Origin of the sequence: Streptomyces sp. NPDC005533, from assembly GCF_042871845.1 — a bacterium.
In the GTDB taxonomy this organism is placed as follows: domain Bacteria; phylum Actinomycetota; class Actinomycetes; order Streptomycetales; family Streptomycetaceae; genus Streptomyces.
In genome coordinates, this window is record NZ_JBIAJH010000008.1 from 35968 (window position 1) to 61547 (window position 25580).

The 25580-nt window shown below is 73.5% G+C and carries 19 protein-coding genes and 1 other RNA gene; 16 read left to right on the plus strand and 4 right to left on the minus strand.

From position 1 onward, the window contains the following. Nucleotides 1-27: 27 nt before the first annotated feature. Nucleotides 28-3126: an FHA domain-containing protein gene (locus tag ACFYP3_RS10285; RefSeq protein ID WP_388829764.1), complete on the minus strand. Its 3099-nt coding sequence runs from the start codon at nucleotides 3124-3126 to the stop codon at nucleotides 28-30. Nucleotides 3127-3585: 459 nt separating this feature from the next. On the opposite strand from ACFYP3_RS10285, the gene ACFYP3_RS10290 reads away from it, so the two are divergent. Further along, a complete protein-coding gene (locus tag ACFYP3_RS10290) occupies nucleotides 3586-5352 on the plus strand; it encodes a protein kinase (RefSeq protein ID WP_388829767.1) in 1767 nt (588 codons plus the stop codon). Nucleotides 5353-5511: 159 nt separating this feature from the next. After that, nucleotides 5512-6762: a serine/threonine-protein kinase gene (locus ACFYP3_RS10295; RefSeq protein ID WP_388829770.1), complete on the plus strand. Its 1251-nt coding sequence runs from the start codon at nucleotides 5512-5514 to the stop codon at nucleotides 6760-6762. Nucleotides 6763-6970: 208 nt separating this feature from the next. On the opposite strand, the gene ACFYP3_RS10300 is transcribed toward ACFYP3_RS10295, so the two are convergent. Continuing rightward, complete coding sequence (locus tag ACFYP3_RS10300; protein WP_388829773.1) at nucleotides 6971-7972, minus strand: isopenicillin N synthase family dioxygenase; 1002 nt, start codon at nucleotides 7970-7972, stop codon at nucleotides 6971-6973. Between the two features lie 315 nt (nucleotides 7973-8287). Here ACFYP3_RS10300 and prfB point away from each other — a divergent pair, with 315 nt between their 5' ends. Further along, nucleotides 8288-9397 (plus strand): peptide chain release factor 2, encoded by a 1110-nt coding sequence (prfB, locus tag ACFYP3_RS10305; protein WP_376618746.1) that lies wholly within the window; start codon nucleotides 8288-8290, stop codon nucleotides 9395-9397. Nucleotides 9398-9497: 100 nt separating this feature from the next. Here prfB and ACFYP3_RS10310 read toward each other — a convergent pair whose 3' ends face one another. Beyond that, a complete protein-coding gene (locus tag ACFYP3_RS10310) occupies nucleotides 9498-9689 on the minus strand; it encodes a hypothetical protein (protein WP_030662818.1) in 192 nt (63 codons plus the stop codon). A gap of 238 nt (nucleotides 9690-9927) precedes the next feature. On the opposite strand from ACFYP3_RS10310, the gene ftsE reads away from it, so the two are divergent. From ftsE to ssrA, 5 genes are all read left to right on the plus strand, one after another. Further along, complete coding sequence (gene ftsE, locus ACFYP3_RS10315; RefSeq protein WP_030011324.1) at nucleotides 9928-10617, plus strand: cell division ATP-binding protein FtsE; 690 nt, start codon at nucleotides 9928-9930, stop codon at nucleotides 10615-10617. Nucleotides 10618-10633: 16 nt separating this feature from the next. Then, nucleotides 10634-11602, plus strand: a complete 969-nt coding sequence (gene ftsX, locus ACFYP3_RS10320; protein ID WP_030719960.1) for a permease-like cell division protein FtsX — start codon at nucleotides 10634-10636, stop codon at nucleotides 11600-11602. 67 nt (nucleotides 11603-11669) lie between these two features. Beyond that, entirely contained in the window at nucleotides 11670-12851 is a 1182-nt protein-coding gene (locus ACFYP3_RS10325) for a S41 family peptidase (RefSeq protein WP_388829778.1), read from the plus strand. Nucleotides 12852-12869: 18 nt separating this feature from the next. Further along, the gene (gene smpB, locus ACFYP3_RS10330) at nucleotides 12870-13355 is read left to right on the plus strand and encodes an SsrA-binding protein SmpB (protein ID WP_030719966.1); all 486 of its coding nucleotides are present in this window, start codon (nucleotides 12870-12872) and stop codon (nucleotides 13353-13355) included. 101 nt (nucleotides 13356-13456) lie between these two features. Then, nucleotides 13457-13845: a transfer-messenger RNA gene (ssrA, locus tag ACFYP3_RS10335) on the plus strand. A 174-nt stretch (nucleotides 13846-14019) separates the two neighbouring features. Here ssrA and ACFYP3_RS10340 read toward each other — a convergent pair. Beyond that, complete coding sequence (locus tag ACFYP3_RS10340; protein WP_388830227.1) at nucleotides 14020-15303, minus strand: MFS transporter; 1284 nt, start codon at nucleotides 15301-15303, stop codon at nucleotides 14020-14022. A 174-nt stretch (nucleotides 15304-15477) separates the two neighbouring features. On the opposite strand from ACFYP3_RS10340, the gene ACFYP3_RS10345 reads away from it, so the two are divergent. The 8 genes from ACFYP3_RS10345 (at nucleotide 15478) to ACFYP3_RS10380 (ending at nucleotide 25463) form a co-directional block, all read left to right on the plus strand. Next, nucleotides 15478-16443: a LysR family transcriptional regulator gene (locus tag ACFYP3_RS10345; protein ID WP_388829781.1), complete on the plus strand. Its 966-nt coding sequence runs from the start codon at nucleotides 15478-15480 to the stop codon at nucleotides 16441-16443. 97 nt (nucleotides 16444-16540) lie between these two features. Then, nucleotides 16541-17911 (plus strand): nitrate/nitrite transporter, encoded by a 1371-nt coding sequence (locus ACFYP3_RS10350; protein ID WP_388829784.1) that lies wholly within the window; start codon nucleotides 16541-16543, stop codon nucleotides 17909-17911. A gap of 97 nt (nucleotides 17912-18008) precedes the next feature. Next, complete coding sequence (locus ACFYP3_RS10355; protein ID WP_388829787.1) at nucleotides 18009-19244, plus strand: uroporphyrinogen-III synthase; 1236 nt, start codon at nucleotides 18009-18011, stop codon at nucleotides 19242-19244. A 9-nt stretch (nucleotides 19245-19253) separates the two neighbouring features. Further along, nucleotides 19254-19802: a GNAT family N-acetyltransferase gene (locus ACFYP3_RS10360; RefSeq protein WP_388829789.1), complete on the plus strand. Its 549-nt coding sequence runs from the start codon at nucleotides 19254-19256 to the stop codon at nucleotides 19800-19802. A 174-nt stretch (nucleotides 19803-19976) separates the two neighbouring features. Continuing rightward, nucleotides 19977-20549, plus strand: coding sequence for a CGNR zinc finger domain-containing protein (locus ACFYP3_RS10365; RefSeq protein ID WP_388829791.1), 573 nt, complete (start codon nucleotides 19977-19979; stop codon nucleotides 20547-20549). 103 nt (nucleotides 20550-20652) lie between these two features. Further along, nucleotides 20653-22959 (plus strand): HelD family protein, encoded by a 2307-nt coding sequence (locus ACFYP3_RS10370; RefSeq protein WP_388829794.1) that lies wholly within the window; start codon nucleotides 20653-20655, stop codon nucleotides 22957-22959. Between the two features lie 478 nt (nucleotides 22960-23437). After that, on the plus strand, nucleotides 23438-24841 hold the full coding sequence (locus ACFYP3_RS10375; RefSeq protein ID WP_388829796.1) for an NAD-dependent malic enzyme: 1404 nt from the start codon (nucleotides 23438-23440) through the stop codon (nucleotides 24839-24841). A 340-nt stretch (nucleotides 24842-25181) separates the two neighbouring features. Beyond that, complete coding sequence (locus tag ACFYP3_RS10380; RefSeq protein ID WP_007264399.1) at nucleotides 25182-25463, plus strand: HU family DNA-binding protein; 282 nt, start codon at nucleotides 25182-25184, stop codon at nucleotides 25461-25463. The last annotated feature ends 117 nt before the right edge of the window (nucleotides 25464-25580 follow it).

Genomic DNA, 25580 nt, shown 5'->3' on the forward strand with positions numbered 1-25580 from the left:
CGGGGGCGGTCTTGAGCCGCGCGGGCGTCAGGGAGCTGGCGGGAACAGCACGGGTATCGCCGAGACCAGGTGCGAGGCCCGCTCCAGGGCGCTGGCCAGCAGCGCGAGGTCGGTCGGCCCGTTGCCCAGCTCGCGCACCGGGCGGCGGGCCGGTGGATCACCCATCCGCTCCCACTCCACCGGGACCACGGTCGGCCTCAAGGTCGCCGTCCGCGGGATCCGGCCGGTGACCCGGCCCGCCTGGAACGGGACCGTGCGGCCGTCCGCGTGCCGGAGCAGGCCGCGGCCGGGGCCCGGCTGGTCGGGGGCGTCGAGCTCCACGCGCAGGGCGGTCAGCCGGGCCAGCCCGGTCTCGGCCGTGCGGTCCGGGCGGGCGGTGGTGGCCACCAGGTGGATGCCGAGCGGGGCGCCCTCGCGGGCGACGGCCTCCAGCGCCCGCACCACCGAGCCGGCGGCGGGCCGGCCCGTGCTGCCGAGGCCCGGCGCGACCAGCGCGTCGAGGTCGTCCACCAGCACCACCAGGCGGGGCAGCGGGCTCGGCCCGGCCGGATCCGTACGGGTGGTGGAGGCGCGGAGCCGGAGCGTGCCCGTGCGCTGCGGTTCGAGGTCGCCGCGCAGCTCGCCCGGGGTGGGCCGGCGGGGCGAGACCATGCGGTCGGCGACCTCGTGCCGGGCGTGCCACTCGGCGAACGGCAGCCCCTCCAGCAGCTCGGCACGGCGCTTCAGCTCCGCTCCCAGCGCCTGCGCGAACTCCCGCATCCGCAGCGGGTCGGAGGCGACCAGGTGGGCGGCGACGTGCGGGAGGTCGGTGCAGGGCAGCAGCCCCTCGCCGCGCTCGCCGCCGGCCCCGTCGAGGAGGACCAGCCCGAGCCGGTCGGGCCGGGCGGCCGCGGACAGCGACGCGGCCACCGACCGCAGCAGCTCCGTCCGCCCGCTCCCGGCGGGCCCCTCGACGAGCAGGTGCGGGCCGTCGTGGACCAGCTCGATGCCGACGGGCCCGCGGCGCCCGCTGCCCAGCACGATCTCGGCGAGACCGCCCGTGCCCTGCCCCTGGTCGGTGGCGGCGGCCCAGCGGGCCATCAGGGAGGCCGGGGTGGCCCGGGCCAGGCCCAGCTCGTCCAGCAGCCGGGCGGTCGCGGGCAGGGTGGCGGCGGACGGCCGGTAGGGAGCCGCGGAGCAGCCGTCGGTGGTGCGCAGGGGCGCCAGCGCCCGGGCGAAGCGCTCGGCCCAGGCCGCGGAGACGGCGTCGGCGGTGGCGGTGCCCCCGGACGGGACCGGCCGACCGCCGCTGACCGCGAAGGTCCGTACGGCCGTGGCCACGTCCCCGCTGAGCAGGGCGACCGCGCCGCAGTCCCGGAAGGCGGGATTGCCCGCGCAGGCGGCCTCGTACGTCTCGGTGACCGGCGAGGCGGCGGTGGCGGCGGGGGCCTCGGCGAGCGCGAGCACGTGGATCCCGGCGGCCGGGCCGTGCGAGGCGAGCCGCCCCGTGATGTCGCGCAGCGGGCCCGCGCCGGGATCGCCGTCGAGGACGACGAGCGTGTACGGGCCGTCGTAGACGGCGGCGGCCCGCCGGACCTGCCCGGCGTCGGCGGCGGCCCAGTGCACGCCGAGGGGGCCGTCGTCCAGGCGCCGGGTCAGCTCACCGGTGCGGGCGACGGCCTGGTCGCGGTCGTAGGCGAGCAGGAGCCGGCAGTCCTGGCCGTGCGCGGGCCGTACGTGCGGCAGCCAGCCGAGCCAGCCCCAGTCGCGCCGCCGCTCGGCGAGGCCCCGCGCCCGGTCGGTGGCGACGAGGACGATCTCCAGCTGCCCCGGCGCGTGCAGTGCCGCCAGCTGGGCGACCGCCCAGCGGGCGACCCCGGTCAATCGGGCCCGCGGGCCCGCGACGCCGAGGGCGCCGACCTCGGGCAGCGACACCCGGCTCCCGGCGCCGAGCCCCACCTCCAGGGCCCGGGCGTGACCCGGCTGTCCGGGCGTACGGGACCACAGGCGCTCGGTGGGCCCCATCGCGGCCAGCAGCAGCGCGGCCGGGTCGTCGGGGTCGGGGACGGCTGGGGAGGGCGCCGACTCCGGCGCGGCCTCGGCCGGGTCGTCCCCGCGCACCCACTTGCGGGCCCAGGCCCCTAGTCCCTTGCGGCGGCCCGCGGGGCCGGCCGCGCCGCCCGAGGTGCCGCCGTCACCCGCCCGGCCGGAGGCGTCCGGCGGTCCGGCGGGAGTTCCGGGGCGCGGCCCCGGGAGCCCGTCGGCCCCCGTCGGGCCGGCGCCCGTCCACCCGGCTCCGGCCGGGGCGTCCGGTCCGGCGGCTCCGGCCGGTCCGTGCGGCCCGGTGACGCGTCCGGCTCCGCCGGAGCCGTCCGGCGCCGGGCCGGCGCTGCCTGTCGGGCCCGGGCCGTGGGCCGCGGGGTGCGCGCCCGAGGACGCGTCGGCGGCCGCGGCGGCCGGCGCACCGGCGGCGCCCGACCAGCCGGCGGCGCCCGCCGGGGGCGGCACGCGGAGGTGGCCCTCCTGGTCCGGGGTCACGGACAGGGGGGGCGTCGTGCCCGCGGGCGCGAGCCGCAGGGTGGACTCGCCGACCCGCAGCAGCGCCCCCGGCGGCAGGGCGACGGGCTGCGGTCCCACGGGGACGCCGTCCAGCGTGGTGCCGTTCGTCGAGTCCAGGTCCGCCACCGCGACCCGCCCGTCGCGGATGACCGTGACCGCGCAGTGCAGCCGGGACACGTCGGGGTCGTCCAGCGGGACGTCGGCGTCGGCGGATCTGCCCACCCGGATCTGCCCGCTGTGCAGCAGGTGCACCCCGCCCGCGTCGGGTCCGGCGACGACGTGCAGCTGGGGCGCGCCGAGGCCGTCCTCGGGCAGCACGTCCGGCACGGGCCCGTGCAGGGCCAGTACCGCGCCGTCCACGAGCGGCGGCTCGCCCAGCACCCGCCGCTGGAGGTCGAGGCGCTCGGAGCCGGCGTAGAGCACGACCGTGCCCCCGGTGTCGGGTCCGCCGACGGTCGCCGCGAGCCCGGAGGCGACCGCGGCCAGGGCGGTGCCGACCGGTGCCGTGACGAGCACGTCACAGCTCGCGGGGGCGGTCGCGGTCTGGTGGCCGCTGCGCGACCCAAGGACGGTCAGCCGGATCTGCATCGCCGTCAGCGGTCCCTTCTGCGCGGTGCGCGGTGTGTGCGCCCGGCAGGGGAAGGTCGGGACATGGCTGCCCGATCGCCCCCCACCCGGCACGGACGCGTCGTCCGGTCAGGTCTGCCGGAAGGCGGGGCTCCCGTCCCGTGCCATTCCGTACGGGTGCATCCTCGCACCTGTCGCCGACAACACGCCCGGCACCCACCAAGAAATGATCTTGATCGGTCACGGCTCGACCCGGACCTCGACGGGATACGGACGGGGAGCGGGGGAAAGGCGCGGAAAAACGCCACGGGCATACCCCGCAAACATCACCCTCCGTACATATGTGCGGCAACCAACCTCCGGCGACCGGCGTCTTCCCGGGGGACACCCCCTAGAGTGGGCCGGAAAACCACTGGGCGGATCGACCACCACCCGACCACCGATCGACGACGAACAGACGACAGCAGGGGAGCGCGAGACGTGCGGCCAGTCGGCAGTAAATACCTGCTCGAGGAGCCGCTCGGGCGCGGCGCCACGGGCACGGTCTGGCGTGCCCGCCAGAGGGAGGCCGCCGGCGCGGAGGCGGCCGTCGCCGGACAGCCCGGCGAGACCGTGGCCATCAAGGTCCTCAAGGAGGAGCTGGCCCAGGACCCCGACATCGTCATGCGCTTCCTGCGCGAGCGCTCGGTCCTGCTGCGCCTGACCCACCCCAACATCGTGCGCACCCGCGACCTCGTCGTCGAGGGCGATCTGCTCGCCCTGGTCATGGACCTGATCGACGGTCCGGACCTGCACAAGTACCTCCGCGAGAACGGCCCCTTCACGCCCGTCGCCGCGAGCCTGCTGACCGCCCAGATCGCGGACGCGCTCGCCGCCAGCCACGCCGACGGCGTGGTCCACCGCGACCTGAAGCCCGCCAACGTCCTGCTCGACGAGCGCGGCGGCCGGATGACGCCGATGCTCACCGACTTCGGCATCGCCCGCCTCGCGGACTCCCCGGGCCTGACCCGCACCCACGAGTTCGTCGGCACCCCCGCCTACGTCGCGCCCGAATCCGCCGAGGGCCGCCCGCAGACCTCCGCCGTCGACATCTACGGCGCCGGCATCCTCCTCTACGAACTGCTCACCGGCCGCCCGCCGTTCGGCGGCGGCTCCGCCCTCGAAGTGCTCCACCGGCACCTCAGCGAGGAGCCCCAGCGCCCCTCGACCGTGCCCGAGCCGCTGTGGACGGTCGTCGAGCGCTGCCTGCGCAAGGAGCCGAGCGAGCGCCCCAGTGCGGTGAACCTGGCCCGCGGCCTGCGCGTGGTCGCCGCCGGCATCGGCGTGCACTCCTCGGCCGTCGAGGTGGAGGCGGCGCTCGGCGTGGGCGCGCTGCTCGCGCCCGACCCCTCTCCGGCGCCGGTCCCCGAGACGCCGGGCGCCGCCGACCCGACCCAGGTGCTGCCCTCCGGCGCCGGCTCGCCCCTCGGGGCGTACGACCCGAACGCCATGACCAGCGTCATGCCGCCGGTCGGCGCGGCCGACGCCACCTCGGTGCTGCCGAGCACGGGGGCCCCCGGGGCCGACCCGACCTCGGTCATGCCCCCCGTGCAGCAGCCGGACCAGCCGCACCCGTGGCAGTCGCAGATGCGGGCCGCCCGTGACCGCAACGAGCAGACGCAGGTCCAGTACCTCGACCCGGACGACGACCCCCTGCGGCGCCGCCCGCAGCGGCAGGCGCCCCCGCCGCCGCAGCACCGGCCCCAGCCGCAGCAGCCGTACCGGCAGGGCCCGTCGCCCCAGCAGCAGTACCAGCAGCAGCCTCAGCAGCAGCAGTACCGCCAGCCGCAGCAGCCCCCTCAGCAGTACGCGCCCCAGCCGCCGCCGCAGCACTACCAGCCGCAGCAGCATCAGCCCCAGCCGTACCAGCAGCCTCAGCAACCCCAGTACCGCCAGCCGCAGCAGCCGCAGGCCCCGCAGCCTCCGTCGCCCCAGCGGCCGGCCCGGGAGCCGCGCGAGCCGCGCCGCCGCAGCGCCAACCCGGTGCGGATCCCCGGCCTCGGCTGCCTCAAGGGCTGCCTCGTCGTGATCCTGCTGTTCTTCGTGGCCGGCTGGCTGGTCTGGGAGCTCACCCCGCTCCAGGAGTGGGTCGGCACCGGCCGGGGCTGGTGGGACCAGCTGTGGACCTGGGGCAGCGACATCGTCGACTGGGTGAGCACCGTCGGCGACTCCGCGGGCTCCGCGTCCTCCGGCTCCACGAAGCCCTGAGACGGGGCCCGTCGAGCCGACTTCGTGGATTTGTCGACTTCTGAGGGGTGATTTCGCCCGCAGAAGTGAAGGTCGCCGCGAATCCGGGCCCCTGCTGGCCTCCAACGCCCACCCGGCCGCGTAGCTTTGGTGCGTACGCCAGCCGCTGAGGGAGCAGTCGTGGCACGGAAGATCGGCAGCCGGTACACCGCGCACCAGATCCTGGGACGCGGCAGCGCGGGCACGGTGTGGCTGGGCGAGGGTCCTGACGGGCCCGTCGCCGTCAAACTGCTGCGCGAGGACCTCGCGTCCGACCAGGAGCTGGTCGGACGCTTCGTCCAGGAGCGCAGCGCGCTGCTCGGCCTGGACCATCCGCACGTGGTCTCCGTCCGTGACCTCGTCGTGGACGGCAACGACCTCGCCCTCGTCATGGACCTCGTCCGCGGTACGGACCTGCGCACGCGGCTCGACCGGGAACGGCGGCTCGCCCCCGAGGCGGCCGTGGCGATCGTCGCGGACGTCGCCGACGCGCTGGCCGCCGCGCACGCGGCCGGGGTCGTCCACCGCGACGTCAAGCCCGAGAACGTGCTGTTGGACATGCAGGGCCCGCTCGGCCCGGGAGGCTCGCACCCGGCGCTGCTGACCGACTTCGGCGTGGCCAAGCTGATCGACACCCCGCGGCGGGCCTCCGCGGGCCGGGCCTCGGCCCCCACCACCCGCATCATCGGCACGCCCGACTACCTGGCGCCGGAGATCGTGGAGGGCCTGCCCCCACGGGCGGCCGTGGACATATACGCCCTGGCCACCGTCCTGTACGAGCTCCTCGCCGGCTTCACCCCCTTCGGCGGGGGCCACCCGGGCGCGGTGCTGCGGCGGCACGTGACGGAGACGGTCGTCCCCCTGCCGGGCATCCCCGACGAGCTGTGGCAGCTGATCGTGCAGTGCCTGGCCAAGGCCCCGGCCTCGCGGCTGCGGGCGTCGGAGCTGTCGGTCCGGCTGCGGGACCTGCTCCCGATGCTGGCCGGGATGCCGCCCCTGGACGTGGACGAGCCGGACGACGCGGACCCGGACCCCGAGCCCTCGTCGGACGAGCCGGCCGCGGACCCGGTCCGCCGCCGGGGCGTGGTCCCGCTCGTCCCGGGTTCCGCGACCGACTCCAACCGCGACACCCACACCTCGATGCGGGTGCCGGGGCCGGACGAGCTGGCGGGCGGGGCGCTGGGCACGGCGCGGGTCCCGCGCCCGGCCGGCGGCCACCGGCCGGGCTCCGCCCGGCACCGGGCGGAGGCGGCCCGCAAGCGGCGGCTGGTGCTGTCCGTGTCGGCCGTCGCGCTGGCCGCGGCGGTGGGGCTGGGCGGCTGGCTGGCCTTCTCGGGCGACGACGCCCCGCCTCCCCAGGACAGCAAGCAGTCGGTCCCCCGCAAGCCGTAGCCCTGCGGGCCGCCCGCCGGGCCCACCCGCCGATCGCCGGCGCTCAAGGCCCAGGGCCGGGCCGGCCCGCGCCATTCCAGCCTCTCCGGCGTTTGAGGAGCGGGGGCCCGGGGGCGGGGCCCCCGCGCCGCGGCTGACAGTGCCGGTCGCCGGGGCTCGGAGCCCCAGGTCTGGGTCGAGCCCGTGGGGCGGCGGGGCGGAGCCTTGGTTACGCCGTGACCAGCTCCGGGTGCCAGCGCCGCGCCACGGCGGGGTGGGCCCGCACCCAGCCCTTCAGCTCGTTGCGCCCGTACTCGGCGTGCAGCGGGTTCGACTCGTCGTGCGCGACACCGGGCGCGGAGCGCAGGTACTCGCCCGGGACGGTCTCGATCACCGCGTCCAGCCGCGGGTTGTAGAAGAACGGCACCGAGTACCGCTCCACCGCCCCCGGCGGGCTCACCACCCGGTGGTCCGTCGCCGTCAGGTACCCCTCCGTCGCGATCTCCAGCAGCTCGCCCAGGTTGACCACGAAGGCCCCCGGGAGCGGCGGGACGTCCAGGTACCCGCCGTCGCGCACCACCTGGAGGCCCCCGACGGAGTCCTGGAGGAGCAGGGTCAGGAAGCCGTAGTCCTTGTGCGCGCCGACCCCCTGGTCCGCGCCGGACGGGGCGGACCCGGGGTAGCGGATCAGCTTCGTGTGCAGGTGCGGCCGGTCCGCGAAGGCGGCGTCGAAGAAGTCGTCCGGGGCGCCGATCGAGGTCAGGAGCTCCCGGAGCAGCCGGTGGGCCACCGCCGCGAGGCGGGACTGCCAGTCCAGGACCACCGTGCGCAGCTCCGGGAGCGCGGCGGGCCACTGGTTCGGACCCTCCAGCCACAGGTACGCCGGGTCGTCCGGGCCCACCACCGGCGCCGCGCGCTCCGCGCCCACGTCCAGCTGGTCGCGCCAGTCGGAGGCCCCGCCGGTCAGCTCGTGGCCGATCCGGGTGTAGCCGCGGAAGTGCGGGGAGTTCAGATTGCTCACGGCGAGCCGGTCGGCCTCCGGGAGGGCGAAGAACTCCCTGGTCAGCTCGAGGATGCGGGCGCTCTCGGCGGCGGTGACGCCGTGCCCGGTCAGGTGCAGGAAACCGGTGTCCCTGGCCGCTGCGTGCAGCTGCTTCAGGAAGTCGGCCCGCTGGGCCGGGTCGTCGGCCTGGGAGAGGTCCAGGACGGGGAGAGTGTGCGCGGACGGCATGACGGCTCCGTTTCGGATGTCACGGGGTCCTGTTCCCCAGAGGTGGCGGGGGCCGCGGGTGGAGGTGGGTCGCCGACAGGGGTGGTGCCGGGACCGCGTGAGCCGCGTACAGGACCAAGTCGGATCGGGGTGGATCAGGCTTGGGTACGGTCCGGCGGCAGACAGCTCGTCGTCGTGACACGCATGTGGTCCACATGGCGGCGCTTGACGAGGAGAACGGTCATACCGTGAGCGTACGCCCGTACGAGTCATCATCAGAACGGGTGATCCGGCCTGCCCGGACGGCGTTGTCCGGGGACCGGCTACGCTGGACCCGTGGCAGTCGTCGATGTTTCCGAAGAGCTGAAGTCCCTCTCCTCGACCATGGGGTCGATCGAGGCCGTCCTGGACCTCGACAAGCTGAGGGCAGATATCGCCGTGCTCGAGGAGCAGGCCGCCGCGCCGTCCCTGTGGGACGACCCGGAGGCCGCCCAGAAGATCACGAGCAAGCTTTCGCACCTCCAGGCGGAGGTCCGCAAGACCGAGACGCTGCGGGGGCGCATCGACGACCTCGGGGTGCTCTTCGACCTCGCCCAGGAGATGGACGACGCGGACACCCTCGCCGAGGCCGAGGCGGAGCTGGTCTCCGTGCGCAAGGCGCTGGACGAGATGGAGGTCCGGACCCTGCTCTCCGGCGAGTACGCCGAGCGCGAGGCCCTGGTCAACATCCGTGCCGAGGCCGGAGGCGTCGACGCCTCCGACTTCGCCGAGCGCCTCCAGCGCATGTACCTGCGCTGGGCCGAGCGGCACGGCTACTCCACCGAGATCTACGAGACCTCGTACGCGGAAGAGGCCGGCATCAAGTCGACCACCTTCGTCGTCAAGGCCCCGTACGCCTACGGCACCCTCTCCGTCGAGCAGGGCACCCACCGCCTCGTCCGGATCTCGCCCTTCGACAACCAGGGCCGCCGCCAGACCTCCTTCGCGGGCGTCGAGGTGCTGCCGGTCGTCGAGACCAGCGACCACGTCGAGATCGACGAGGCCGAGCTGCGCGTCGACGTGTACCGCGCCTCCGGCCCCGGCGGCCAGGGCGTCAACACCACCGACTCGGCCGTGCGCATCACGCACATCCCGACCGGCATCGTGGTGTCCTGCCAGAACGAGCGCTCGCAGATCCAGAACAAGGCCAGCGCCATGAACGTCCTCCAGGCCAAGCTGCTCGAGCGGCGCCGCCAGGAGGAGAAGGACAAGATGGACGCCCTCAAGGACGGCGGAAGCTCCTGGGGCAACCAGATGCGTTCCTACGTCCTGCACCCGTACCAGATGGTCAAGGACCTGCGGACGGAGTTCGAGGTCGGCAACCCGCAGGCGGTGCTCGACGGCGAGATCGACGGCTTCCTGGAGGCCGGGATCCGCTGGCGCAAGCAGCAGGAGCAGACCGCGTAACGCGTGACCCGACACACAGGACGAGGGCCCGGACATCGACGATGTCCGGGCCCTCGTGCGTGTTGATCGGTACGCGGCGCGCAGGCCGCGGGCACCGCGGTCAGGCGGTCTGCTGGGCCACCAGAACCAGAGCTGCCACGAGGACCACCATGAGCACGATGAGAGCCACGGGATTGAGGCCGGAGAAGGGGCCCTCCTGCTGGAGGCGCTCCCGGTTCGCCCGGCACACCGGGCAGCGGCCCTGGCTGACGGGTGCGGCGCAGTTCGCGCACACGAGCCGGTCATATGTCATGCGCTCCTCCTCTCGTCCCCTCGGTCGTGTCTGCTGCCTATAACGGCGTGGGGAACCAGACCGTTCCCCCTACCACTGTGCCAGCTTCGCCGACATTCGGCGCGGCCCGTCCGGGCAATCACGGTCCGCAGCGGTTTGCACCCCGGGATAAAACGGGCAAGTCCGGATGCCGGGTCCACACCTCGCGCCCGTTCGCGTATGGTCACGCACACCTACTCCCGGCGACCGTGGTGCACCCGTGATCCGATTCGACAGTGTCTCCAAGTCCTACCCGAAGCAGAGCCGTCCTGCACTGAGAGAAGTCTCCCTCGACATCGCCAAGGGCGAGTTCGTCTTCCTGGTCGGCTCCTCCGGCTCCGGCAAGTCCACCTTCCTGCGGCTGATCCTGCGCGAGGAGCGGGCGAGCCACGGCCAGGTGCACGTCCTGGGCAAGGACCTCGCCAAGCTCTCCAACTGGAAGGTCCCGCAGATGCGGCGCCAGTTGGGGACCGTCTTCCAGGACTTCCGCCTGCTGCCCAACAAGACGGTGGCCGAGAACGTGGCCTTCGCCCAGGAGGTCATCGGCAAGCCCAGGGGCGAGATCCGCAAGGCCGTCCCCCAGGTCCTCGAACTGGTCGGCCTGGGCGGCAAGGAGGAGCGCATGCCCGGCGAGCTCTCCGGCGGTGAGCAGCAGCGCGTGGCCATCGCCCGCGCCTTCGTCAACCGCCCCGCCCTGCTGATCGCGGACGAGCCCACCGGCAACCTCGACCCGCAGACCTCCGTGGGCATCATGAAGCTGCTGGACCGGATCAACCGGACCGGCACCACCGTGATCATGGCCACGCACGACCAGCAGATCGTGGACCAGATGCGCAAGCGCGTCATCGAACTCGAACAGGGCCGACTCGTACGCGACCAGTCGCGCGGCGTCTACGGCTACCAGCACTGAAAGGCCCTTGAGAGTCATGCGCGCCCAGTTCGTCATGTCGGAGATCGGCGTCGGTCTCCGTCGCAATCTCACCATGACCTTCGCGGTCATCATCTCCGTGGCCCTGTCCCTGGCCCTGTTCGGCGGCTCCCTGCTCATGAGCGAGCAGGTCAGCAGGATGAAGGGCTTCTGGTACGACAAGGCCAACGTCTCGATCTACCTCTGCAACAAGCAGGACGCCCAGGAGGCCAGTGAGGCCGCCGCCAAGCCGGACGGCTCGGGAGGCGGCGCCGGCGGCGTCGCCACCTGCCGCAAGGGCGCCGTGACCGACGAGCAGAAGAAGCAGATCGAGTCCGAGCTCAAGCAGATGTCCCTGGTCAAGTCCGTGGCCTACGAGTCCGCGGACGAGGCGTACAAGCACTACCAGGAGCAGTACGGCCACACCGCCCTGGCCTCCTCCATCACGCCCGACCAGATGCAGGAGTCCTTCCGGGTCAAGCTCAAGAACCCGGAGAAGTACAAGGTGGTCACCTCCGCCTTCGCGGGCCGTGACGGCATCCACACCGTCGACGACCAGCGGCAGGCGATCGACGACCTCTTCCGGATCCTCAACTACCTCAACTACGCCGCCCTCGGCATCATGCTGATCATGCTGATCGTGGCGCTGCTGCTGATCGTCAACACCGTGCGCGTCTCGGCGTTCAGCCGCAGGCGGGAGACGGGGATCATGCGGCTGGTGGGCGCGTCCAGCTTCTACATCCAGGTGCCCTTCATCATGGAGGCCGCCTTCGCCGGGCTCATCGGCGCGCTCTTCGCCTGCGCCATGCTGGTCTCCGGCCAGTACTTCGTGATCGACCACGGTGTCGGCCTGCGCGACAAGATCCAGCTGATCGACTTCATGGGCTGGGGATCGGTGCTGGCCAAGCTCCCGTACGTCCTCTTCATCGGCCTCCTGATGCCCTCCATGGCCGCCTTCATCGCCCTGCGCAAGTACCTGAAGGTGTGACAAGCGCCCCGCGAGCGGTCCGGCCAACCCTCCGTACCGGAGCGGGGCTTGTCCTAGACTCGGCGCCATGCCGGCTCTGCCCGCCTTCTGTCTCCGGCCCCGCGACCTGCGTCGCGGGGCCGTTTTGACGTTGGCCTTCCTCGCCGCCGTCGCCACCGGTGCCTTAACCGGATGCTGGGAGCAGCAGGACGGCGCCGCGGCCGCCGAGTTCCGTGCGGACCTCCCCGCCCCCGGCGCACCCCGCACGGCGGGCACCGCCGACCGGGACGCGGTGGCGCGCGCCGCCGCCGAGGCCGTCGCCGAGGGGAAGTCCGGCAAGAAGGCCGCCCAGGACGTGGTCAGCCGCAGCGGCGACCGCTGGGGCACCGTCTACGACCAGGGCGAGTACGCCGCCTTCGCCGAGGGCCTCGACGGCCACTGGACCGGCGTCGGGGTCTGGGCCGAACGCGCCCACGACGGCGTGATCAAGGTCGACAAGGTCCAGCCCGGCAGCCCCGCCGCCCGGGCCGGACTGCGCGCCGGGGACCGGCTGCTGAGCGTCGACGGCCACGCCGTGACCGGCCTGGCCGTGGCCGACGTGGTCTCCCTGCTGCGCGGCACGGCCGGCACCCCCGTCGTGCTGAACCTCAGCCGGGACGGCGCCGACCTCACCGAGACCGTCCGCCGCGAGCAGCTGCGCACCGAGCCGGTCACCGTGCGCCAGCGCCCGGACGGCGTCACCGTCATCAAGGTCGCCTCCTTCACCCGCGGCACCGGCGAGCGCGTCAAGGCCGCCGTCCGCGCGGCCCCGGCCGGCGCCGGGGTCATGCTCGACCTGCGCGGCAACCCGGGCGGGCTGGTCACCGAGGCGGTCACGGCCGCCTCCGCCTTCCTCGACGGCGGGCTCGTGGCGACGTACGACGTACGGGGCGACCAGCGGGTCCTGTACGCAGCCCCGGGCGGCGACACCACCCGCCCGCTGGTGGCCCTCGTCGACGGCGGCACGATGAGCGCGGCCGAGCTGGTGACGGGCGCCCTCCAGGACCGGGGCCGCGCGGTGGCGGTCGGCAGCCGGACCTTCGGCAAGGGCGCGGTACAGATGCCGACCGAGCTCCCGGACGGCTCGGTGGCCGAGCTGACGGTGGGCACGTACCGCACACCGGCGGGCCGCAGCCTGGACGGCGACGGCATCACCCCGGACGTGCCGGCGGGCGAGCGGGCCGAAGAACGGGCCGTCACGGTATTGGGTGGCCTCGGGGTGGGTCCGTAGTGCGAAAATGACCGCACTATGGCTAAGGAAAAAGGGCGCAAGCTGATCGCCCAGAACAAGAAGGCGCGGCACGACTACACGATCCTCGACACCTACGAGTGCGGACTCGTGCTCACGGGGACCGAGGTCAAGTCCATGCGCCAGGGCCGGGCCTCGCTGGTGGACGGCTTCGTGTCGGTGGAGAGCCGCGAGGCGTGGCTCTACAACGTGCATGTGCCGGAGTACAGCCAGGGCACCTGGACCAACCACAGCGCCCGGCGCAAGCGCAAGCTCCTCATGCACCGGGAGGAGATCGACAAGCTGGCGCGCAAGTCGGAGGAGACGGGTCACACGATCGTGCCCCTCTCCCTGTACTTCAAGGACGGCCGCGCGAAGGTCGAGATCGCGCTGGCGAAGGGCAAGAAGGAGTACGACAAGCGGCAGACCATGCGGGAGAAGCAGGACACCCGCGAGACCCAGCGCACGATCTCGGCGATCCGCCGCAAGCAGCGGGGCACCGTTTAACCTGCTGGCACGTGGTGGTGCACTTCGCGTACCATGGCGTCAGCACCCGCCGCTCGCGGTGGGCGCGGTTTGAGCAGTGACAATTCAAGAGTGGCAAACATGGGGATGATCGGTTTCGACAGCGGATGTCGATGCAGGGGAAGCGAGCCGAGGAAGCGGCAATGATCTCGCTAACCACATGTCGCAAACAATAATCGCCAACTCCAAGAGCGATAACTCCCGCTTCACCCTCGCTGCCTAATAACAGCGAGCTGAAGCCTCTGTGAGGAGCGTCAGCCCGGAAGTGGTCCCGGTCCGGATCCTGGCGTCAATTAGGGATCTAAACCTCTAGCCCCGGTCACGGGGGTTGGAGGGAAACCAAACAGTGACTGAGCCCGTCGGAGACTTGTCCGTGTGATCTCCGGGGCTGAGAAAAGCGCAGCGGACTGCGCTCGGAGAAGCCCTGCTTCTGCACCGTTGGACGCGGGTTCGATTCCCGCCATCTCCACTCATCCCATGTGGGCAAAGGCCCCCCGTCCTCGCGAAGACTTCGCGAGGACGGGGGGCCTTCGTCATGGGGGAACACGGCGGGAGCACCAGCCCTCCGGCAGCCGAGGGCGACGTAGGGGCGACGTAGGGGTGTTTCCTCCGCAAAGGAGAAGGGCGCTGGGAAAGGCACCTCCCGTTATTGCGGATCATGAGAGGCGACCGCGCGTACCCCGCGGGAACGATCACTCGCCCGCCGTACGAATCGCCCCGGCGCCAAGGTCGCCAGCGCGACCGCCGCGGCCGCGGCGGGCACCGCGTAGGCCGTCGTCGGGCCCGCGTGCTCCACGACGAGGCCGGCGATGGCCGAGCCGGCCGCGATGCCCGCGAGGATCGCGGTGACCGCGAGCGTCATGCCCTCGTTGAGGCGTCCCTCGGGGGTCAGGGCGTGCACCCGGGACATCGCGGTGACCATCGTCGGGGCGGTGGCCATGCCGGCCAGGAGGAGGGCGCAGCCGAGCGCGGGCAGGGAGCCGGTGCCCGCCGCGGCCCAGGGGAGGGTCATCACGACGGCCAGAGCGCCGACGCAGGCCTTCAGCGACCGGGGGCGCAGGGTGCCGTAGAGCAGGCCGGCCGCGCAGGATCCCGCGGCCTGGAGGGCCAGGACCAGACCGGAGGAGGCGCCGAGGCCCCGGGCGTCGAGGTGGGCGATCGAGGTGACCTCCATGGAGCCGAAGACCACGCCGGTGACGAGGAACAGCGGCAGCAACGGGCCGAGGGCGCGCAGCGGTGAGCCGTGCCGGGGCGCGGCCGACACCGGGGGCTGGGTGGCGCGGCAGGAGGTGAAGACGAGCATGCCGGTCAGCAGCAGGGCCGCGCCGGCCAGGGTGCCCGCCTCGGGGAAGACGGCGCCGCACAGGAAGGCCGCCAGGACCGGTCCGAGCATGTAGCACAGCTCGTCGGCGGCCTGTTCGAAGGACATCGCCGTGTGGTGCGCGGCGGGCGAGTCGCGCAGGAGGTGCGTCCAGCGGGCGCGGGACATGCCGCCGATGTTGGGGGTGGTGGCGGTCGCGGCGTACGAGGCGAAGAGGGTCCAGGTGGGGGCCCCGCTACGGACGCACGCGATCAGGGAGAGCGAGCCGAGGACCGCGATCAGGGTGGCCGGTACGGCGATCCGGGCCTGCCCGTGGCGGTCGACCAGCCGGGCGGTCCAGGGCGCGACCAGCGCGGTGGCGGCCAGGCCGGTCGCCGTGACCGCCCCGGCGAGGGCGTACGAGCCGCGCTGGCCGGCGATCATCATGACCGCGCTGACCCCGAACATGCCCATGGGGAGCCGGGCGAGGAGGTTCCCGGCGGTGAACCCGCGGCTGCCGGGCCGGGCGAACAGGCGGCGGTAGGGGCCCTGGGGGGCGCGGGCCCGCCGGGAGGCGGCGGCGCCGGCGGGCGGTCCGGCGATGACGAGGGTGCTGCCGGTGACGGTGATGAGCGGGGTGCGCGCGGCCGTCGTGGCGGTGCCGAAGGAGGTGGTGCGGGCGGCGGCGGTGCGGGCGGTGGTCGTGGTCGTGGCGGGCATGGGAACAGCCTCGGGCCCGGCGCCCGTCCCGGTCCAACACCTGTTCGGAGCCCATTCACCGCCCTCCGTTGTTAGTCTCCGGGGGTGATTCCCCGCGATGTCGACCCCCGGCTGCTGCGCGGCTTCGTCGCGGCTGCCGAGGACCTGCACTTCACCCGCGCCGCCGCCCGCCTCTACGTCGCCCAGCAGGCACTCAGCCGCGACGTCCGGCGGCTCGAACAGACCTTGGGCGCCACGCTGTTCCTGCGGACCACACGGCAGGTGGAGCTGACCGCCGACGGGCAGCGCCTGCTGCCGCTGGCCCGGCGCGTGCTCGCCGCGCACGAGGAACTCGCCGCCGCCTTCACCGCGCCCCGCCCGCTCCTCGTCGACCTCAACACCGACGGGCCGAGCACCCCGCGGACCGTGCTGGAACGCGCCCGCGAACTCGCCCCCGACTGCGAGCTGATGGCCCGCTTCGAGAGCGGCCTCACCCACGCCGCCGCCGAGATCGCCGCCGGCCGGCTCGACGTCTCCTTCGGGTACGCCGACGGTCTGGACCCGGCGCTGCGGGCCCCGCTCGCCCAGACGCCCGTACGGTACGAGCCGCTCGCCGTGCTGCTGCCCGAGGGGCACCCGCTGGCCGCGCGGGAGACCGTACCGCTGGACGCGCTCGCCGGCGAGACCGTGTACGCGGGCGCCGGGAACCCGCGGACGCTGGAGTGGACCGGGCTGGCGCGCGAGCTGTTCGCCGGGCGCGGGATCCTGCTGGCGCCGCCCGCGCCGGTGGCGGTGGGCAAGGAGGAGTTCCGCCGGGTGATGGTCAAGACCGGCAACCCGGTCCTGGCCACCGTCGACTTCCTCGACATGCCCGGCTGCGTGAAACGGCCGCTGACCGACCCGGTGCCCCTGTCGCCGCTGTCCATGGTGTGGCGGGCGGGCTTCGCGCACCCCGGACTGGACGCCCTGCGCGCCGCGGCCGCCGGACTGGCCGCCGAGCGGGGGTGGCTGCGGGAGCCGCCCGGGAGCCGCCTCCCGGCCCGGCTCACACACGGACCCGGCGGCGGGTGAGAGCAAGGTTTCCCGGCGGTCATCCGGCGGGGACCGAGGCCGAAACGCGCCCTTCCTACGGTCGTCACCACGGACGCGACAGCTGTGGAGGCGTGTGATGACCGGTACGACCGCACCGCGCAGGGGAGGCCGCTGGATCGAGCGGTGGGATCCCGAGGACGAGACCTTCTGGAAGGAGACCGGGGAGCGGACCGCCCGCCGCAACCTCCTCTACTCCGTGCTCTCCGAGCACATCGGGTTCTCCATCTGGTCGCTCTGGTCCGTGATGGTGCTCTTCATGGGCCCCGCCTACGGGATCGACCCGGCCGGGAAGTTCTTCCTCATCGCGACCGCCACCTTCGTCGGCGCCCTGGCGCGGGTGCCGTACACCTTCGCCGTCGCCCGCTTCGGCGGCCGGAACTGGACCGTCTTCAGCGCACTGATGCTGCTCGCGCCGACGGTGGCCGCACTGGTGGTGATGGAGCCCGGGACCTCGTACGGGACCTTCCTGCTCGTCGCGGCCCTCACCGGGGTGGGCGGCGGCAACTTCGCCTCCTCCATGACCAACATCAACGCCTTCTTCCCGCTGCGCAAGAAGGGCTGGGCGCTCGGCCTGAACGCCGGCGGCGGCAACATCGGCGTCCCCGTGGTCCAGCTGGCCGGCCTGCTGGTCATCGCCACCGCCGGGGCCACCCACCCGCGGCTGCTGCTCGGCGCCTACATCCCGCTGATCGTCCTCGCGGCGGTCCTCGCGGCCGTACGGATGGACAACCTGGCGCCCGTGCGCAACGACACCGGCGCCGTGCGCGAGGCCCTGCGGGACGCGCACACCTGGATCATGTCCTTCCTCTACATCGGGACGTTCGGCTCCTTCATCGGATACAGCTTCGCCTTCGGCCTCGTGCTCCAGACCCAGTTCGGCCGCACCCCGCTGCAGGCCGCCTCGCTGACCTTCGTCGGACCGCTGCTCGGATCGCTGATCCGGCCGGTGGGCGGGGCACTGGCGGACCGGTTCGGCGGGGCGCGGATCACCCTGGGGACGTTCGTGGCGATGGCGGTGGCGACCGGCGTGGTCGTCTTCGCCTCCGGCCGGTCCTCGCTGCCGGTCTTCCTCGTCGGGTTCGTGGCGCTCTTCGTCCTCAGCGGGCTCGGCAACGGGTCGACGTACAAGATGATCCCGGGCATCTTCCAGGCGAAGGCACTGGCCCGCGGGATGAGCGGCGAGGCCGCCGCGGCCTACGGGCGGCGGCTCTCCGGGGCCTCCATGGGCCTCATCGGAGCGGTCGGCGCGCTCGGCGGACTCGGCATCAACCTCGTCTTCCGGGAGGCCTTCCTCAGCTCCGGGTCCGGCACGGCGGCCTTCGTCACCTTCCTCGGCTTCTACGCCCTGTGCTGCGCGCTCACCTGGACGGTATACCTTCGCCGGCCGGTGGCCGCGGCCGTCCCGGCCCTCGGCGTCGAAGCGAAAGTGCAGCTCACGTCGGTGTAACCGGGGCGAAATGCGGGTGAACCGAGACCGACATGCCGGGTTGGCAGGCTCGGTCCACCCGCTCCGCCCCGCCCCATGCGTCAGTAGGCAGGTCACGATGGACCACACGAACACCGACACGAGCACCGACACGGACACGAACACCCACGCCGGCACGAACACCGGCACGGACACCGGCCCCCTCGCGGGCTTCAGGGTCGGGGTCACCGCTGCCCGGCGGGCGGACGAACTCATCGCGCTGCTGCGCCGGCGCGGAGCGGCGGTGCTGCACGCGCCGGCGCTGCGGATCGTCCCCCTCGCCGACGACAGCGAACTGCTCGCCGCCACCAAGGAACTCATCGGCTGCGCACCGGACGTCGTCGTGGCCACCACCGCCATCGGCTTCCGGGGCTGGATCGAGGCGGCCGACGGCTGGGGCATCGGCGAGGAACTGCTGGAGCGGCTGCGGGCCACCGAACTGCTCGCGCGCGGGCCGAAGGTGAAGGGCGCCATCCGGGCAGCCGGGCTCGTCGAGACCTGGTCCCCGGATTCGGAGTCGCTCGCCGAGGTACTGGAACGGCTGCTGGCGGCCGGGGTGGCGGGCCGCCGGATCGCCCTCCAGCTCCACGGGGAGCCGCTGCCCGGCTTCGTCGAGGCGCTGCGGGCCGGCGGCGCCGACGTGGTCGTGGTGCCGGTGTACCGGTGGATGGCGCCGGAGGACCTCGGGCCGCTGGACCGGCTGCTCGACGCGATCGTCGGCGGCGGCGTGGACGCCGTCAGCTTCACCTCGGCTCCGGCGGCGGCCTCCCTGCTGTCCCGGGCCGGGGAGCGGGGCGTACGGGAGGCCGTGCTGGACGCGCTGCGCGGCCCGCTGGTGTCCGCGTGCGTCGGGCCGGTGACGGCGCTGCCGCTGCAGGCGCAGGGGGTGGCCACGGTGCAGCCGGAACGCTTCCGGCTGGGCCCGCTGGTGCAGCTGCTCTGCCGCGAACTGCCGGGCCGGGCCCGGGTGCTGCCGGTGGCCGGGCACCGCATGGAGATCCGCGGCCACGCCGTCCTGCTGGACGCGCAGCTGCGCCCGGTGCCGCCGGCCGGGATGGCCCTGCTGCGCGCCCTGGCCCGGCGGCCGGGCTGGGTGGTGGCCCGCGCGGACCTGCTGCGGGTGCTGCCGGGCGCGGGCCGCGACGAGCACGCCGTGGAGACGGCCATGGCCCGGCTGCGGGCGGCGCTCGGGGCGCCCCACCTGATCCAGACCGTCGTCAAACGGGGGTACCGGCTGTCGCTGGACGCGGGCGGCGAGGCCAAGTACGGGGAGTTGCCGCTCGACGCGGTGACGGCTCGGGGGGTCCTCGGCTAGCGTGCCGGGATGATCATTGACGGCGTGGAGATGAGGGGCGTCGAGCTCGGCGACGCCGCGGGGCTGGCCGAGGCGTTCACCCGGAACCGGGCGTTCATGGCGCACGTGGAGCCGCTCCGGACGGACGCGTACTACACGGAGCGGGGGCAGCGGGAGCGCATCGAGGGGATCCTCGCCGAGCGGGACGCGGGACGGATCGTCCCGTACGTGCTCGTCGAGACGGCCACGGGTGCGCCCGTCGGCGCGATCAACCTCGGCTCCATCGCCCACGGGCCGCTGTGCAGCGGCGGCGTGGGCTACTGGGTCGACCCCGCCTGGCACGGCAAGGGGCTGGCCACCGCGGCGGTGGAGGAGGTCTGCCGGGTCGCCCGCGACGAGATCGGCCTGCACCGGGTGGAAGCCGGGACCCTGGTCGACAACCTCGCGTCGCAGCGCGTACTGGCGAAGGCGGGCTTCGAGTTCTACGGCCTCGCCCCGCGCTACCTCCACATCAACGGCGCCTGGCGCGACCACCGCCTCTTCCAGCGCCTGCTGCACGACGACCCGCCGGCCCCCTAGCGGGGGCGCGCTGCCACCGGCCCCGCGCCCTTCGGTGGCCCGGCCCTTCCGCCGCACACGCCGACGGGGCCGGATGCGGCGGCCCCAGCCCCCGGAGGCACCGGTTCGGGGGCTTCCGCTGCGACCCGCCGGGCGGCAATCTGGTACGGCACCCCACGACGGGAGGCTGACGGCATGCGGTTCGACTCCGGGCGCGTCTGTCTGGACCTGGTGGCCACCTTCACCCCGCACGAGGGGATCCCGGACGGCGACGAGCTGCGGGTGTGGCTCGCCGGGGCCGGGCTGGTGCCCGACCGGACACCGCTGGCCCGGGTCGGGCCCGACTGGGCGGCGGCCTTCCGGGCCCTGCGCGGCGACGTGGAAACCCTCGTACGGGCGGAGCTCGCCGGCGCCGCGGCCCCGTCCGCGGGCACGGCGAAGGCCCTCGCCCGGGTCAACGCGCTGGCCGCCGGACCACCCCCGGGTCTGTGTGCCGTTCGGGACCAAGAAGGGCACCTGGTGCGCGAGTTGTGCGGCGGCGTGGAATGCGGCGCGCTGCTGGCGGCCGTCGCCCGGGACGCCGTCGAGCTGCTCACCGACCCCGGCGAGCTGGCGCTGCTACGGGCCTGCGAGGGCGACGGCTGCACCCGCGTCTACCTGGACACCTCCCGCGGACACCGGCGCCGCTGGTGCTCCAGCGAGCTGTGCGGAAACCGCGAGCGCGTCGCCCGGCACCGCCGCCGGGCCCTGGCGTCCGGATCCCGGTAGCGGGCGTATCACCCAGCGAGACCGGTTCCGGAACGGGCGTGCGGACAGGCCGCCGGTTCGCGTACGGTTGACGGTCGCCCATGCACGTCAGAAGGGGGCCTTGGTGGCCGCGCAGAATGCCGCTGTCGACAGCACGGCGGATTCCGTCCGCGATCGGGAGATCGCGGTCGAGCAGACGCATCTCGACCAGGTGTACCGACGCCTTGAGGAGAAGATCCACGAGGCGGAGTTCCTCATGAACGACGCCGCCAAGCGCGGCCAGGTGGGGACGCCCGGCGCGCTCGCCGAGCGCGACGCGCAGGTCTTCCGGGCGGGCATCCACCTGAACCGGCTCAACAACGAGTTCGAGGACTTCCTCTTCGGCCGCATCGACCTGGTGCTCGGCAAGGACGGGGAGCGCGGCCCGGACGGCGCGTACACCTCCGTCGAGCCGGCCGACGACGCGATCCGCGAGGACCTCACGGCCGACGTCGCCGAGACCCTGCACATCGGCCGCATCGGAGTCCTGGACTCCGACTACTCGCCGCTGGTCATCGACTGGCGGGCACCGGCCGCCGCGCCGTTCTACCGCTCCACGCCGAAGGACCCCGGCCGCGTCGTGCGCCGCCGCGTCATCCGCTCCAAGGGCCGCAAGGTGCTGGGCGTCGAGGACGACCTGATGCGCCCCGAGGTCACCGCCTTCCTCGACGGCCGGGAGCTCCCCGCCATCGGCGACGGCGCCCTGATGGCCGCCCTCGGCCGGGCCCGTACGCACTCGATGCGCGACATCGTCTCGTCCATCCAGGCCGAGCAGGACCTGGTCATCCGGGCCCCCGCCGCCTCCGTCGCCGAGGTCGCGGGCGGACCCGGCACCGGCAAGACCGCCGTCGCCCTGCACCGCGCCGCCTACCTGCTCTACCAGGACCGGCGCCGCTACTCCGGGGGCATCCTGATCGTCTCGCCGACCCCGCTGCTCGTCGCGTACACCGAGGGCGTGCTGCCCTCCCTCGGCGAGGAGGGCCAGGTCGCCATCCGCGCGCTCGGCTCCCTCGTCGACGGCGCGGAGGCCACCACCTACGACTCCCCGGCCGTGGCCCGCATCAAGGGCTCCTCCCGGATGCTGAAGGTGCTCCGCAAGGCCGTACGGGGCGCGCTCGAACTCGGCGGCGCGCCCGACCGGCTGCGCGTGGTGGCCTTCGGCCGCCGCCAGGAGCTGGAAGCGGACGAGCTGAACCGGATCCGGCAGAACGTGCTCAGCGGCACCGCCCCGGTCAACCTGCTGCGCCCGCGCGCCCGCAAGCTGCTGCTCGACGCCCTGTACGCGAAGTCCGGCGGCGCCGGCCGGCACAGCGACCCGGAGCTGGCCGCCGAGCTGCGCTCCGCCTTCGACGAGGACATCTCCACCGAGGACGCCTTCATCGGCTTCCTGAACGCCTGGTGGCCCGAGCTGACCCCGCGCGCCGTCCTCGCCGCGCTGGCCGACGAGCGCCACCTGGCCCGCTGGTCACGGCGGGACCTGAACCCGCGCGAGACCCGCCAGCTGGCGCGTTCGCTGCGCCGGGTGGGCCCGGACGGCAAGGGCCCCCTGTCGGTGCACGACGTGGCGCTCCTCGACGAGCTCCAGCAGCTGCTCGGCGCCCCGGCACGGCCGAAGCGGAGGCGGGAGATGGACCCGCTCGACCAGCTCAGCGGGTTGGAGGAGCTGATGCCGGTCCGCGAGGAGACCCAGTGGGAGCGGGCCGAGCGGCTCGCGGCGGAGCGCACCGAGTACGCGCACGTCATCGTGGACGAGGCACAGGACCTGACGCCGATGCAGTGGCGGATGGTGGGCCGCCGGGGCCGGATGGGCACCTGGACGGTGGTCGGCGACCCGGCGCAGTCCTCCTGGACCGATCCGGAGGAGGCGGCCGCGGCCCGCGACGAGGCGCTGGGCAGCCGGCCCCGCCGCCGGTTCACGCTGACGGTCAACTACCGCAACCCCGCGGAGGTCGCCGAGGTGGCCTCCCGGGTGCTGCGGCTGGCGATGCCCGGCATGGAGCCGCCCTCGGCGGTCCGCTCCACGGGCCTGCAGCCCCGGTTCACGGCGGCCCAGGGCGATCTGGGGGCCGCGGTCCGCGAGGAGACCCGGCGGCTGCTGGAGCAGGTGGACGGCACCGTCGGCGTGGTCGTGGCCATGGACCGGCGCGCGGAGGCCGCGGGCTGGCTCGCCGACCTGGGCGCGCGGGCGGTGGCGCTGGGCAGCCTGGAGGCCAAGGGCCTGGAGTACGACGCCACGGTGGTCGTCTCCCCGGCGGAGATCGCGGACGAGTCCCCGGCGGGCCTGCGCGTGCTGTACGTGGCGCTGACGCGGGCGACGCAGCAGCTGACGGTGGTCTCGGCCGACCGGGACAAGCCGGGCGCGGACGGCGTGCCGGAGCTGCTGCTGCCGTAGGGGGCCGCCCCGCGGGGGCGGTTCACGGCGTGGCCGAGGCCCTGCTCAGGGCCTCGTACATCCGTATGGTCCGCGGCCAGGAGCGTGGTGGCGCGAACCGACTGCGAGCAGGGGGATCACATTCGGCGATCCTTTGTTAGCCTGGGTACGGCACCGACTCGATCCAAGCCCCCGGGCCCAACCTTCGTCGCTTAGAGCGACCACTTGCCGCGAGGCGAGCATGGCGGGTCGGTGTCATAGACGTGTGAATCACCAGGTCCGCGCCCTCCACCAGTGGAGGGCGCGGACCTGTTTTGTATGGACCCACCATTCCGAACCCCCCTGCTATCTCGTATGGTGGAAGAGTCTTTCCGAAATTTGTAGCTGGTTACCTTGTACTGGCTGGTAGGTGGGACGATCGGACAACAGGGCCTGCCGCACCTGCCGTGTAGCGGGGCCCTGTGTCAAGCGAACCAGGGACAGAAGAGGAAACACGGTCATGGCAACGGCGCCCAGCGTCTCGTATTCGATGACGGTCCGCCTGGAAGTGCCCGCGAGCGGAACCGCGGTCTCCCAGCTCACCACCGCCGTGGAGTCCTCCGGCGGTTCCGTCACCGGCCTCGACGTGACCGCATCCGGCCACGAGAAGCTCCGGATCGACGTCACCATCGCCGCGACCTCCACCGCCCACGCGGACGAGATCGTCGAGAAACTGCGCGGGATCGAGGGCGTCAGCCTCGGCAAGGTCTCCGACCGAACCTTCCTGATGCACCTCGGCGGCAAGATCGAGATGGCGTCCAAGCACCCCATCCGCAACCGCGACGACCTCTCCATGATCTACACCCCGGGCGTGGCCCGCGTGTGCATGGCGATCGCCGAGAACCCCGAGGACGCGCGCCGCCTCACCATCAAGCGCAACACCGTCGCAGTCGTGACGGACGGCTCCGCCGTGCTCGGCCTCGGCAACATCGGCCCGATGGCCGCCATGCCGGTCATGGAGGGCAAGGCGGCCCTCTTCAAGCGCTTCGCCGACATCGACGCGTGGCCGATCTGCCTGGACACCCAGGACCCCGACGAGATCGTGGCGGCCGTCAAGGCCATCGCCCCCGGCTTCGCGGGCATCAACCTGGAGGACATCTCCGCGCCGCGCTGCTTCGAGATCGAGGCCCGGCTGCGCGAGGCCCTCGACATCCCCGTCTTCCACGACGACCAGCACGGCACCGCCATCGTGGTGCTCGCCGCCCTCACCAACGCACTGCGCGTGGTGGGCAAGGCAGTTGGCGACGTCAAGGTCGTCATGTCGGGCGCCGGCGCGGCCGGCACGGCCATCCTCAAGCTGCTCCTCGCGGCGGGCGTCAAGAACGCGGTGAGCGCCGACATCCACGGCGTCGTGCACGCGGGCCGCCCCGACCTCGTCGACGCCGCCCTCGACTCCCCGCTGCGCTGGATCGCCGACAACACCAACCCCGAGGGCTACACGGGCACTCTGAAGGAGGCCGTGGTCGGCGCCGACATCTTCATCGGCGTCTCGGCCCCGAACGTGCTGTCCGGCGAGGACGTCGCCGCGATGGCGGAAGGCGCCATCGTGTTCGCGCTCGCGAACCCGGACCCCGAGGTGGACCCGGCCGTCGCCCGCCAGACCGCCGCCGTCGTCGCCACCGGCCGCTCCGACTTCCCGAACCAGATCAACAACGTGCTGGTCTTCCCGGGTGTCTTCCGCGGTCTGCTGGACGCCCAGTCCCGCACCGTGAACACGGAGATGATGCTGGCCGCCGCGAGCGCGCTCGCGGACGTGGTCGGCGAGGACGAGCTGAACGCGAACTACATCATCCCGTCGGTGTTCAACGACAAGGTCGCCGGCGCGGTCGCGGGCGCCGTCCGCAAGGCGGCGTCGGGCGCCTGAGGCCCGCTGTGAGAGCGCTCACGGCGGGTCGCCACCGGCGCGTCGCGAGATGCGGGCCCGGTGGGGCGCCTCTAGGGTTGCGGGGATGCCCGCGGGGTCCGCGGTCCGCAGCGGCGTGCGAGCGATGGCATGGACGGAGCGTCACCGCGGCGTGACTGTGGCGCTTTTCGTGTGACCCCGACGGGTGCCGGATTGGCTTTCCCGCCGCTGGTGGGGGCAGGATGCGTAACCGGGCGAGAGGGTCTGACGTTCAGACCCGGGTCCGGGGACTGTCCTAGGGCCCTGGCAGCATCGGCTTCGATCTCACGCCTCTAAGGCAAGTTGAACACGGGAGTACAACATGAACCGCAGTGAGCTGGTGGCCGCTCTGTCCGAGCGCGCCGAGGTGACCCGCAAGGACGCCGACGCCGTTCTGGCCGCGCTCGCCGAGACCGTCGGCGAGATTGTCGCCAAGGGCGACGAGAAGGTCACCATCCCCGGCTTCCTGACCTTCGAGCGCACCCACCGTGCCGCTCGCACCGCGCGCAACCCGCAGACCGGCGACCCCATCCAGATCCCGGCCGGCTACAGCGTGAAGGTCTCCGCGGGCTCCAAGCTCAAGGAAGCCGCCAAGGGCAAGTAAGTCCCGCCCCGGCGCCGAGGGCCCCACAGGCTTTTGGAACGGCAGTGGTACGCAGAACGACGATGGGCGGTCACCCCCGGGCGGGGTGACCGCCCTTCGGCCTGTCCGGGACCGGAC

Coding starts and splice junctions, on each gene's coding strand:
- ACFYP3_RS10285 (WP_388829764.1), bottom strand. CDS start 3,126: ATGCAGATCCGGCTGACCGTCCTTGGGTCGCGCAGCGGCCACCAGACC.
- ACFYP3_RS10300 (WP_388829773.1), bottom strand. CDS start 7,972: ATGCCGTCCGCGCACACTCTCCCCGTCCTGGACCTCTCCCAGGCCGAC.
- ACFYP3_RS10310 (WP_030662818.1), bottom strand. CDS start 9,689: ATGACATATGACCGGCTCGTGTGCGCGAACTGCGCCGCACCCGTCAGC.
- ftsX (WP_030719960.1), top strand. CDS start 10,634: ATGCGCGCCCAGTTCGTCATGTCGGAGATCGGCGTCGGTCTCCGTCGC.
- ACFYP3_RS10325 (WP_388829778.1), top strand. CDS start 11,670: ATGCCGGCTCTGCCCGCCTTCTGTCTCCGGCCCCGCGACCTGCGTCGC.
- smpB (WP_030719966.1), top strand. CDS start 12,870: ATGGCTAAGGAAAAAGGGCGCAAGCTGATCGCCCAGAACAAGAAGGCG.
- ACFYP3_RS10350 (WP_388829784.1), top strand. CDS start 16,541: ATGACCGGTACGACCGCACCGCGCAGGGGAGGCCGCTGGATCGAGCGG.
- ACFYP3_RS10355 (WP_388829787.1), top strand. CDS start 18,009: ATGGACCACACGAACACCGACACGAGCACCGACACGGACACGAACACC.
- ACFYP3_RS10360 (WP_388829789.1), top strand. CDS start 19,254: ATGATCATTGACGGCGTGGAGATGAGGGGCGTCGAGCTCGGCGACGCC.
- ACFYP3_RS10365 (WP_388829791.1), top strand. CDS start 19,977: ATGCGGTTCGACTCCGGGCGCGTCTGTCTGGACCTGGTGGCCACCTTC.
- ACFYP3_RS10375 (WP_388829796.1), top strand. CDS start 23,438: ATGGCAACGGCGCCCAGCGTCTCGTATTCGATGACGGTCCGCCTGGAA.
- ACFYP3_RS10380 (WP_007264399.1), top strand. CDS start 25,182: ATGAACCGCAGTGAGCTGGTGGCCGCTCTGTCCGAGCGCGCCGAGGTG.